Source organism: Paenibacillus nanensis, from assembly GCF_003583765.1.
Taxonomy (GTDB): domain Bacteria; phylum Bacillota; class Bacilli; order Paenibacillales; family Paenibacillaceae; genus Pristimantibacillus; species Pristimantibacillus nanensis.
The window spans coordinates 40,880-52,775 of the sequence record NZ_QXQA01000026.1 but is presented as its reverse complement, the minus strand read 5'-3'; the positions used below and the strand labels follow the sequence as shown (position 1 = coordinate 52,775).

11 protein-coding genes are annotated in these 11,896 nt (G+C 47.6%); all 11 read right to left on the bottom strand.

The genetic code is table 11. The features are described from left to right. Positions 1–220: 220 nt before the first annotated feature. Positions 221–1,006 (bottom strand): class I SAM-dependent methyltransferase, encoded by a 786-nt coding sequence (locus D3P08_RS26125; RefSeq protein ID WP_162848607.1) that lies wholly within the window; start codon positions 1,004–1,006, stop codon positions 221–223. A gap of 471 nt (positions 1,007–1,477) precedes the next feature. Next, on the bottom strand, positions 1,478–2,629 hold the full coding sequence (locus D3P08_RS26120; RefSeq protein WP_119603070.1) for an MFS transporter: 1,152 nt from the start codon (positions 2,627–2,629) through the stop codon (positions 1,478–1,480). 27 nt (positions 2,630–2,656) lie between these two features. After that, a complete protein-coding gene (locus tag D3P08_RS26115; protein ID WP_119603069.1) occupies positions 2,657–3,211 on the bottom strand; it encodes a PadR family transcriptional regulator in 555 nt (184 codons plus the stop codon). 237 nt (positions 3,212–3,448) lie between these two features. Continuing rightward, positions 3,449–3,922 (bottom strand): signal peptidase II, encoded by a 474-nt coding sequence (gene lspA / locus D3P08_RS26110; RefSeq protein ID WP_119603075.1) that lies wholly within the window; start codon positions 3,920–3,922, stop codon positions 3,449–3,451. Between the two features lie 26 nt (positions 3,923–3,948). Continuing rightward, on the bottom strand, positions 3,949–5,019 hold the full coding sequence (locus tag D3P08_RS26105; RefSeq protein ID WP_119603068.1) for a sensor histidine kinase: 1,071 nt from the start codon (positions 5,017–5,019) through the stop codon (positions 3,949–3,951). Beyond that, complete coding sequence (locus D3P08_RS26100; protein WP_119603067.1) at positions 5,016–5,717, bottom strand: response regulator transcription factor; 702 nt, start codon at positions 5,715–5,717, stop codon at positions 5,016–5,018. The genes D3P08_RS26105 and D3P08_RS26100 overlap by 4 nt, the downstream gene beginning before the upstream one ends. A 13-nt stretch (positions 5,718–5,730) precedes the next feature. Beyond that, on the bottom strand, positions 5,731–6,504 hold the full coding sequence (locus D3P08_RS26095) for an ABC transporter permease (RefSeq protein WP_162848606.1): 774 nt from the start codon (positions 6,502–6,504) through the stop codon (positions 5,731–5,733). 13 nt (positions 6,505–6,517) lie between these two features. Next, entirely contained in the window at positions 6,518–7,291 is a 774-nt protein-coding gene (locus tag D3P08_RS26090; RefSeq protein ID WP_162848605.1) for an ABC transporter permease, read from the bottom strand. After that, complete coding sequence (locus D3P08_RS26085) at positions 7,288–8,211, bottom strand: ABC transporter ATP-binding protein (protein WP_119603064.1); 924 nt, start codon at positions 8,209–8,211, stop codon at positions 7,288–7,290. Before D3P08_RS26085 ends, D3P08_RS26090 begins: the two co-directional genes overlap by 4 nt. A gap of 202 nt (positions 8,212–8,413) precedes the next feature. Beyond that, the gene (locus D3P08_RS26080) at positions 8,414–11,080 is read right to left on the bottom strand and encodes a discoidin domain-containing protein (RefSeq protein WP_119603063.1); all 2,667 of its coding nucleotides are present in this window, start codon (positions 11,078–11,080) and stop codon (positions 8,414–8,416) included. Between the two features lie 246 nt (positions 11,081–11,326). Next, entirely contained in the window at positions 11,327–11,629 is a 303-nt protein-coding gene (locus D3P08_RS26075) for a hypothetical protein (RefSeq protein WP_119603062.1), read from the bottom strand. Positions 11,630–11,896 lie beyond the last annotated feature (267 nt).

Sequence of the window (11,896 nt, the reverse complement as noted above, 5' to 3'; positions counted from 1 at the left end):
TTGCGGGGGCTGCGGAACGTAACCGAGCAAGCGCTGATGACCGCAGCGGTCCAGAACATGAAAAAGATCGCCTTCCATCTAGACCGGAAGGCGAAAGAGGCGTAAGCCATCTTAAAACGCCTCAAAAGCAACTGAAAAAACAAAAAAGAAACCCCGACGTTTGAAAAAACGTGGGGTTTCTCTACAATCTGGGGCTATCCAACGGATAGCCCCTAATTCATTATGATGCCTTTGCTTGAATTAAATAGTAAAACCCCGTCGTTTTGATTCCCTTAGCACTTGCGTATTTTTCGAATTGTGAAACGATCTGCTTGTAACATTCTTCTCTAACAAATTGCCTAAATCCGTCACTCTGCCCGAAACAAACCATTTCGAACACATCTTCAGCTGTTGGAAGCCATACTGTTTCCTTCAAGACAGACATGTCAATGTCAGTTAGACCACTTGTTTCTAACCTCTCTTGAATTTTCTCCAGTATTGGGGTGCCTGCCGTAGGCGGAGCGAATAGTCCCGGAAAGTATAGCCCGCATTCTGCTCCTTCCCCGTTGCCGTCGCCGGGATGAAACAACAGAATCGTTCCACCGGGCCGAACAACTCTATTGCCCTGATTGTACCAGCTCGTCGGCCCTTTCTTAGTGTAGGCGATATCAAAATAATCATCAGGAAAAGGCAATCCTTCATTAGTCCGCCCAACTACGTACCGCATATTTAATTTTCGATTCCGATTAGCTGTCGCAATAAAACCCTGCGTCATGTCATACCCTACAATTTCATTGGCATGGGTTTCCCATTTAACTGTATAGTCTCCATGACCGCAACCAACATCCAATACTTTACCATGTAACAAAGAGGATAGCTTCTCAGTCAAGATTTCTTCTGCTGCCTGCCCCTCGTAATTATTTCTCCAAGTGTATTCGTATTTCCCCGTCTTGGCTGCTAATTGATTGCACCATTCTAATGACTGATTTTTCAGGTATTCTGGGTGCTTTGTCAAATCAGGAAACATTGTTGCAACACCTCCAACATGAGATTTGCCGGCCAGCATGAATAAGATACTTAATATTGCCAAAAAAGTATAGACTTATAAAGTTCTTGGATTTATAATACGATTATAGGGAATCGGGATAGATCCCCTCTGCTTTAAATCACTCAAAAACATGCTAACGACACTTTGCAGTGTCGTTTTTTTCGTTCATAGCTACTCGTTTTAGTAATCGATAGGATGTTACCAATGCCCTTCTCCCCTTTGTACCGTTCTTCACTGATATTAGGATGATCGGCACGAACCGAACGGGCTATGGGCTTTCTCCGGATTATTGGGAGTCCAGCATCGAAGAGGATTATCCGTCATGCTGCTCGTGCTTCGAGTCATTTTGGGCTGCAACAAAGCGGGTACTATTGCTGGCGGCTTGCAGCAGGTTAAAAAGGAGGGCCTCTCGCCCTCCTTTTTTCGCGTATACAATGAACTACTGTTCCGTCACCCTGTTATCGCTCTCTTCGAAGCAAGCTGGCGTTTCGCCGACAACAAGAATACAATCGCAGATACGGCGACGGACGCCGCGCAAACGGCAAATAGCATACCGTAGCTTGAATATTGGGAAACCCAGCCTAGCCCGATCGATCCGAGTCCGATGCCAAGATCAAAAGCAGTCATAAACGACGCATTGGCCACTCCCTTCTTATCCGGATGGGAAAGCCGCAAATTCGCTGCTTGCAAAGCCGGCTGAGCCGATCCGAATCCGATCCCGTAAAGCACTGCCGAGACTATGATGCCGGCCAATCCGTCGGCGAAGCTGAGCACGACCAGCGACAATATCGTTAGCGCAAGCGCCGGCACGATGACGCCGCTTTCGCCATAGCGGTCCGACAGCTTCCCTGCGAGCGGTCTCGCCGCCGTCAGCGCCAAAGCGTATACCAGAAAAAAAGTGCCGGAATTGACCCGAATCGATTCCGCGAACAATGGCAGAAAAGTCGTAATTCCGCCATAAGCAACCGCCAAAAAAAATAATGCGGATGTAACCGGCAGAGCCGATTTCTCGAACAATACGAGTTTGCCGCCGCCCTGCTTCGGCTGGAACGGAATGCGCGTCGCGAAAACAAGCGCAAGAGCCGCAACAGACAAGCCCGTTGTCGCCAGAAACAGGGTGTGGAAAGAAGCGCTTTGGAGAACCCATAATCCAAGCATGGGTCCGACCGCCATCGCAATGGTCATCGCCATTCCGAACCAGCCCATCCCCTCTCCTCTGCGCGAATCCGGGATAATATCTGTGACCGACGTGCTGACTGCCGTTGTCGAGAAAGCCCAGCTCGCGCCGTGCAGCGCGCGCAGCGCAATCAGCCCCGCAATACCGCCCACCCAATCGTACAAATACATCGCCACCGCAAAGATAAGAAGCCCCCAGATCATAAACCGTCTTCTGCCATATCGGTCCAGCATCCCGCCTACGATTGGCCGGAACACAACCGCAGTCAGCGTGAACGCGCCCGCCGCCAATCCGACATGCGTTTCGCTGCCTCCCAATTGCTTAATAAAGAGCGGCATCGTAGGCAGCAGCAAATAAAAGCCGGTGAATAGCACCAGCATCCCCAAAGACAATTGAATAAAGGACTTCGTCCACAGTCGTTCCATACGAGCCTCCTACTGAAATTATTGTTTTTAGAAATCTGCTTCTTCACGGACGCGCTCGATTTCTTCCTTGACCCACGCGATGTCGACCTCCGCAAGCCGTTTCCGATGATCGAGCGCTCTCAGCAACTGAACTCGCTGTCTCTCCGGTTCCGGCTTATAGCTCTGGAGATCCGATTCAAACCCGGCAAGCAGCCTGTAGTTTTTTTCGATGATATGCAAGTATTGGGTCAAGCAATTCAAGCGCACAGTTTTGTCCACGTACAGGAAATAGACCATTTTGAACCGGAAAATAAGCTCCGTCTCGCCGTCCATAGACGATTCAAGCGGTTTCTCCATTAATTGCAGAAATCGGATTCTACCGGCTTCCGTAATTTCATAAATTTTTTTCGTTCGCCCTCCTTTCGTTTCTTCCTCAAGCCGCAGACGAATCCACCCTTCTTCCGTCATCCGGGAGAGCAGCGGGTAGAGTGTCCCCGAGCTGATCTTCCGCCCCATTCCGACCGAGTTTTTCAGCACATCCTGCAGCATGTAACCATGTTTTTCGCCTGTCATGAGCTCTCCGAGCACAAACAACTCATACAAACTGCATCCCCGCCTCTACATATGTCGTTTCGATATATATATTATATGTCGATACGACATATACAGTCCATCAAAATTTGTAAAAATACTTCAGATTGGGTCTATTAAAAAACACGCCCGATGCGACTATCCGCACCGGGCGCGTATTTCGAAATTTCATCTCTAACTTATGGAATACGATAGTATTTCGCCCTCTGCCACTGCCATCGGTTCGTTCTTCACTAATGCCAGCGTTAGTTAGCGAACTACTTCTTTCAACTGTTCATCCTTATTACGAGACTCTTTCAAAGAATGAATCAATACGATAAGGACACCAATGCATAAGAAGGAATCCGCTACATTAAAAACGGGGAAATGGATAAAATGAACTTGAATCATGTCCACAACTTCCCCTTTCATAACACGGTCTATAAAATTACCCAGCGCTCCGCCTAATATAAGGGCTAAGCCATACGGCAATATCGTTTTTTCACGGTGCGCTTTAGGTAGATAGAGCATTATTCCGATAAGGACAACGGTCGTTGCGATAATAAAAAATGGGATTTGACCTTGCAAAATGCCAAAGGCAGCTCCTCTGTTTCGGATGGATGCAAGCCCGAGAACTCCAGGTATTAAGGGGATTTCTTGTCCGATTTTCATATAAGCTGACACTAGCCATTTTGCCGTATGGTCCGCAATCATCACAAATAAGGCTATACAATAGTAACGAATCACGATGTGAGCTCCTCTCCCGTTTCTCAATCCTTTTTGACAACCGGCAATGTCAAGAAAAACTCGGCGCCTGCCCCCGGTTTGCTCTGCACTCCAATTTGACCGCCATGCTCTTCTACGATTCGTTTGCATATCGCAAGACCCAATCCGGCTCCCCCGAACGCGCGGGAACGTGATTTTTCTCCTCGATAAAAACGTTCGAACAAGTAAGGAGTATCCTCTTCGGAGATTCCATTCCCATTATCTCTGATCACAATCCGAATTTTGTCCGATTCGTCTCGCGTCGAAATTGTAATTTCAGCAGGTTTGCCGGCATATTTTTTTGCATTTTCGATGATATTTTCAAACACCTGCGCCATACGATCACTATCTGCTTGTATAGGTCTTGAAGGGAAGGGGCGTTCCACATTTAATACAATCGCAGCATCATGAAACTCCATTTCGAAAGGCGCTATCATTGCTTCGAGGAACTCTTGGCTGTCTAGCTCCCGGAAGTCCATCATAAGCTGCCCTGACTCTAATTGCGAGAATTGAAACAGATCTTCAATTAAGCGGTCAAGCAGATCGGTTTTGTTTTTAATAACCGCAAGATATCTGGTGACCTTCTGCTCATCCCGGGCTATGCCGTCCTGCAAACCTTCGACGTAACCGCGAATGGATGTAATCGGAGTCCGCAAATCATGGGAAATATTTGCGATTAGCTCATTGCGTGCCCGTTCGTAAGCAGCTTGCTGGTCCAGAGATTCCTTTAACCTGGCTCTCATGATATCGAAAGCGGAACTGAAACGGCCCATCTCGTCGTGGTACCGATTCCGGATCTCAACATCCAAATTGCCATTCATAATCTGTTCCGCGGCAGCATTCAATTCCTTAAGAGGCAGGAGGATGCGTTTTGTAATGATTCGCGCTAATAGATAAGCGCATATAACAAACGCCACCGCCAGAAAACCGATCAGGAACAACAAGTTTAAACCAGGAGCTTCTTCGATTGGATCGATAGGCTTCTCTCGAACTCCGGATACGCTCATCAAAATAACAGGAATAATAATGATCCCGGTCAACGTTGCGATCAACTTAAAGCGAATTCCGAACTTCACCGCGGACCACCGTCAAGCTTGTAGCCGACCCCCCACACCGTTTTGATCATCGTTGGATTGGCCGGGTCGACTTCGATTTTTTCTCGAATTTTTTTGATATGAACGGTTACGGTATTCAAGTCTCCGTGTTCGTCGAGCCCCCATACATGCTGGAAAATTTGTTCGCGAGTCAGTACCTGATTCGGATGAAGGGCAAAAAAACGAAGCACCTCGAACTCCCTAGCCGTGAATGGGACAGGTTGATTTCGGACCGTAACTTCATAAGCCTTAATATTAAGCTCCAGATCTTGATATCGGACGATTTCCGATGTCCCTACAGGAGACGAAAGCTGATTGGCCCGTCTGAGCTGCGCTTTTACCCTTGCGATAATTTCACCTGGGCTAAAAGGCTTAACGACATAATCGTCTGCGCCGATCCCTAGTCCGATAATTTTATCCACATCGCTTTTCTTGGCGCTAAGCATGATGATCGGTATCGACGATTCCGAACGGATCGTGCGACATACTTCCATACCGTCAAGCTTGGGCAGCATTATATCCAATATCATCAATTGCGGCAGGTACTCTCTGTATAGATGGATCGCCTGTCTTCCGTCGCTGGCGATGATGACCTCAAACTGTTCTTCCTCCAGGTAGTCTTTTAACAATTCGGCGATTTCTTTCTCGTCTTCCACGATCAAGATTCTATCAAACCGCACAGGCTCACCCCATTTAAATCAAAATATCTTTTTTCCTTATCATCATAACACTACCCGTGTATAGAACACCAAAATAAGCCAGGATGACGGCCAATCCGCCCCACAAGTCCATCACAGCCATATCTTGTAGAGGATAAAAGGGAATAACCTTCATTTGATAACCGATAAAAAGATATTTAACTTGCGGAATTCCCTCGACAAGCGGAGAAACAGCTAAAAGTACGAGGGCTGCTCCGATCGAACCGCCCGAATTTGTCGTCAGCAAGGCAATGAAAATAACAATCATACCGAATGTCAGATTAGGCAGCACAGATAATAGAACGATTTGAGCCGCAATCCGGGCCCCTCCGCCAGATGGATAAAAAATTTCGCCGACAACAGTTCGCTCTCCCCACCCAAAAGCCAGAGTCCCGACAATATAAGAGGAAAGAACCAGAAAAATAAGCAGAATCGTCACAACGGTTAATAGAGACACAATTTTGGCATGAAGCAGATCTATCCTGCTTACCGGGCAAAGAAGCGCCCTTTTCAGGTTGCCGCTCCGGTATTCCTCCGCAATGGTATCTGCCGCCAGGATCCCGATCATAATAGGAATAAAAAATATACTGTTGCGGAGCACGATCAATGGAAACGACTGACCATTGGGCTCGAAGCCAGTGAAACCGGCTGCTTCGCGATGGATTTGAAACACAGCCGATATTTCTACGGCAGTCAATATGAGCATGCACACATACAGCTTTTTCTGCCGAAACACTTTGAAGAGTTCGCATTGTATAAGCCTGAACAAGGAGCGCGCCCCCTTACAGAATGAAATCTTTTCTTTTTACGATAATTGCGGTAACGAGATAGAAAACGACGATATATCCGGCAATCACCGCGATGATTTGAGATGCAGCCTCCCCGCTAATCGGATGAACATATTCATGAAAAAAATACATTTGATGCACAATGGAATAAGGCTCGAGATGCTCGAAGGCTTTCAAGTATTGCGCGGCGGTCAACATGCCGATGGATAATCCGATTGTCGTGCTTATATTCGCCGCAAGTACGGCTATTAAAATCACTATCATTCCGCAAGCCATATACGGCAGAAGCATGGAGAATGTCAGGCGGAGCGTCAACCAAACGCCTTCTGTCGGCGTATACAACGATCCGGCATACAGTGTTTGTCCCCCCCAACCGAATGCGAGCGTTCCGATCGCGTATTCGGCTGCAATGGAGAAAACAAGCAGAAATGTTATGAATACGAATAAGGAGACAATTTTGGCATTAAGCCATTCGATTCGCCGGACAGGACGCAGTAATGACATTTTTAACGTGCCGGTTTTCACTTCGTCTGTTATCAGGTCGGCAACATAAACGGGAATAAATACGGTCATAAATTGAGCCATGCTGTTCAGGAGCGTCAACGGGAGAGACTGGCCATTAGGCATCAGAATTACCGACTTCCATTCCCCGCCTTCGTTATAGAAATGTACAGTTAACCAGGCGTGTACGGCCAGGACAGCCATAAAAATATAAAGTTTTTTTAATCGAAATGTTTTGTAAAGCTCGTTTTGGATCAATCTGATCACGGCCCTCCATCTCCTTCCGTTATGCCGAGAAAGAATTGCTCAAGCGTCTGAGGCCTTCTGCTAATGGTTCGAATTTGGACGCCGCTCGTCACGAGCAGTTGATTCAGCTTGAATGAGCAATCGCCATAGGTTTGGACGGTGAGCTGGTCTTGGGAGCGCGAAATGGAAATGACCTCGGTTGCTGTTCTTAGAAGCTGCTCCGCTTTGTCCGGTTCCGAAGTGACGATTTCTACGGTTTCCACTCCCGTAGCCAGCAGCTGCCTGATTTCCCCCTCCGCAATCAGCTTCCCTTTCCGGATAACGCCTGCCTTCGTGCATATTTGTTCGACTTCGTGAAGCAAATGGCTTGAAATGAGAAAAGAGATGCCTTGCTCCGCCGCGAGCTGCGCGATCAACTCCTTAATCCCCCTCATTCCTTGCGGATCCAATCCGTTCGTAGGCTCGTCCAGAATGATCAGCTTCGGACGGTTTAGGAGCGCGCCCGCAATGCCAAGCCGCTGCTTCATGCCAAGCGAAAAAGTACCAACCTTGTCTTTAGCCCGATCGGCAAGACCAGCGATGTCAAGCACTTCATCGATCCGCTTTCGGGTTACCCCCGGCAAAAGATTCGCCGTCAGCTTGAGATTATCATAGGCGGAAAGGTACGGGTAAAATGCCGGATTCTCAACAATGGCGCCTACAAGAGAGATAGCTGCCTTAAACTGCGATTTCAGATCAAACCCGCCAATCCTAACCTCGCCAGCATCGGGATGAACTAGACCCGTTATCATGCGGATCGTCGTTGTTTTTCCAGAACCGTTGGTACCGAGGAACCCGTAAATATCTCCTTCCTCCATGCGAAGATCCAGACGATCCACGACGGTCCTGGATCCGAAAATTTTCGTCAATCCTCGTACTTCCAGAAGTATCTTATTTCCCATAAGCTTTCCCCCATTATCTTTGATGATGAGCCTTGCCTTTCATCTTAACCACTGAAAATTAATAGCTGCCTCTATAAAAATAAAAGTTTGATATTGAAATAATTAAAATTCGATAAATGGATAAAGGTTGTATCTTCTTTCGACCATGGTTGTACAACAAAAAGGAGAGGGTCAACTGCCCTCTCCTCCCTGCTATTCTTTATTACTTAGCCTTATGCGCCCAAAACTCCAAAATGCTGTTCCAGCCATTCAGCTCATTACCGTAGCCGACAAACTTGATGAATTTGGCCTTTACAGGCTTAGGGAACGGAAAATTCTCGATGCTGTTAGGCGAAGGCTTACGGCTCTTCTGGTGATCGAGTATTTTCTCAAAATGAACACCGTCTTCCGATACTTCGATGTCGAAGGTAGAGTAACGCGTATTGCCATTGTAGAACAAAATGCTGACCTGATCGATCCTCTGCGCCTTCTCCAGCTCGACCAGCAAATATTGGCCGATGCCGTCAGCCGACCATCTGGAATCCGGATCGCGGTCCATGGTATGAATCGGCAGGTTGCCGTCATTGGCGCTGGCCGTAACCTGACGGATGGCCGCAAGCTTGCCTTCCGGCTCCGCCATCGGCTCCAGCACCGTAAAGGTTCGGGACGCGGATACCGTAACGCCATTCATTTTGGCGGTTGCGGTAATTTTGATCGTACCCGGTTTTTTCGCTTTGAATACATTGCCTTTGATGCTGCCAAGCTCTTTGTTATCTACCGTATATTTTACCTTGATTCCGGCCAGTACGGGATCGGTCACATCCCCGTTGTTTAGTGTGATCAGCGACTTTAATGCACCTTCATTCCCGGCGCTGATCGCATCGCTTGTCGTTCTCCAGCCGAGCACGGAACGGTCAGGTGAAAGGGTAATGCTCTTCGGCAGCGCCGGATTAGCCGCAACCTGGAAGGTCACTTTGTATTCCTGTGTTTGACCGTTATTGGCGACTTGAATCGTACCGGTGCCGTTCGGGCCAGCAGGCTGCTCGATTCGAATAGAAGCGCTGCTGGCAAAAGGTGTTGCCTCCAGTGTCGGCGTATCTTTGGTTCCGTAAGGCAGAACAATCGAGTACGCTGTCTTTAGAAACTGCACGCCTTCCACCGGCTCGCCATTCACCAGCACCGAGGCAAGCCCTAACGCCAACTGGCTGTTACGTCTTGCGAATTGATCCTCATAGAGGCTTTGCGGCGATAACCGCTCGCCTTCCCCAATACCTATCGCCATATCGAACGGCTTCGTGTCCGCTTCCGGAATCGAACCGGTAATTTGTACGTTTACGCCGTTTACCGGACCTTTTGTGCCGATGACGTAGCCGTTGCCAAACTGCTCGGATTCCACAATGATGCCGTTTTTGCTGCTATGCGCCTTAAGTCCTGTCGTGTTCCAGAATACACTCTCGGTCGTGACGACACCATGACGGTTGGTTGCCGACGAACCGTAATCCCGTGTAATGGCGGAGATGGCGTCGCCGTTTACCGTCATGTTGTCAATCAAATTCGCCATGCTCAGGTACATATGGAAATCGGTCAAATAGAAGGAGTTCTCCGAGTACACATTGTGCAGGACATTGCCGTTCGCGGAGAAGTTCGCATACGTGAAGCTGTGTCTTGCGCCAACCGCGTTGCTGTCCGTAATCAGATTATCGTTGCCGATAAGCTGATACAAATACCCGTTGCCATTAGCGCCGCGGTATTGCGGATACTGCATCGTGACATGGTCGACTGTTATATTTTTAGTCCGGTCAAGTATGATGCCTTTGGATAAAATGTGATACGTGGAGTTGCCCTCCGGCTTATACGTACTGATATTGCGGATCCAGCTGTTGGCGGCTGCAATGACATTTATAACCTTTGCATTATCTGTCTCATAGCCGGCTGTCCCCTCCACCTTGAAATCATCCTCGCCAAGACCACTCTTCGAATTTTGGACGTTCGCAATCGAGAAATCTTCCAGTCCGATCTCCGAGATTGGCGCTGCCGTCTTCGTAATCGTAATGTTATCTCTTATCTTCAGCGGGTAACGGGTAGGGATGTCTATGGTCAGCGTGTTGTGAGCTTCATCTACGGCAACAATCTGCCGGTAGAAGATAGGCTCTACCTTGCCAAGGCGCGAGGCCCATTTGTTCTGCATCCCCAGCTCCGCCAGAAACTCTTGGGTGGTATCGAAGGTAATCAGCACATAGTCGCCTACGGCAAAACCTTCGGCATGATTAACCGGAAGCAGCACGGTAGGCTTGGTGAGGGACTTTCTTAGCTTAGCTGATGTATCCGTCTTCACCCAGTCACCGCCGCCAATCCGGATAATATCCTTCTGCTTCATATATTCGGAAGCATTGTACAGAAACGTCTTGCCGACGCCTGCTCCCTTGAGCACGACGTTGCTGGCGTTAATGCCAAGCGCGTAGGCTTGTCCAGGAGGCGGATTCAGCTTGTAGGTGCCTTCCGGTAAATAGACGACACCGCCGCCGGCGGCCGATACATCGTTAATCGCCTGTTGAATGGCCGCAGTCGAATCGGTCTGCCCTGTGGAATCTGCAAAATAAGGCGTTTTCGTTACATCAATGCTTCCTGTCAGTTCTACGGTTGGAAGCGGAGCTTCTCCCCGGTGGTACCCCGCATAAGAGAAATCGTGAAGGAATCGCCCTTCCGCATCCTCAAGGCCCGGATACCAGTCGTCCGGGTACAGCTGGGTACGCCCGTCCGCTTCAAGCGGAATCGTACCCGGCGGAACAGCAGTGCCAGCCGCATAAGCTAATTTACCTTGCGAACCCGTCATGATTGTGCTTACCAGCAAGCAAGCCGTCATCATCATGAACAACAATCTTGTTTTCATCCATCAGTTCCTCCTCATTATGGTTCAAAATGCGATTAACATGATAGCGATTACAAAATCATCCGCCCTCCTCCCTATACTCCAAGTACAGGCACCCAAATTATAGAATGGTTATCTTGGAATTGGGTATGGGCAAAAACTAGATTTCGATTGATCATTTGGCCAGCGAATCGGCAAAATTAACCATTCTATTGATTAATTCTGAAAAAAGAGCATAAAAAACTGCCCGCAAAAGCAGGCAGCTCCTCAGAATTCCATTTCTCTTAATTGTGTTATTACACTGGGTAAATATTCTTGCGGGTGTAAGATAGTTGCCACAAAAATGGTTATTAGAATAACAACCGCCAAAATCAAACTTTTGAGGACTTTTGATTTTATCTTTTGTGTGATAAACAGGGTGAATGCCAAAAAAATAACATTAACAAAAAGTGTTATCGGTATGGTTATAACTCTTGCAAGGCCGGTAAAAGGGAAAAATTTTATTAATAAAATCATGGTCGCAATACTTGGTATCAGCGATAAAAAGAGGATAATAACCAGTTTCCTCATATGGAAATCTCCTATTTTGTTAGCTTGGGCTGCAAATAAGTACAAATAATTTGCTTGACGAAATGAATTCTATTCTTAAGTTATACTCTACCGTTGTCATTTCTGAATTATTTTTTAAAAGCAACTTGTCGGAGCGCCCCGGCAATCCTCGTCATCTACCCCATACTTCTCATGTGATTGATTGATGGTCTCAACCCGCATATAATGCGGTTTTTTTTATCTGACTTTTTATTAGCTATAAGGTCGTCATCCAAACAACTGATGTTT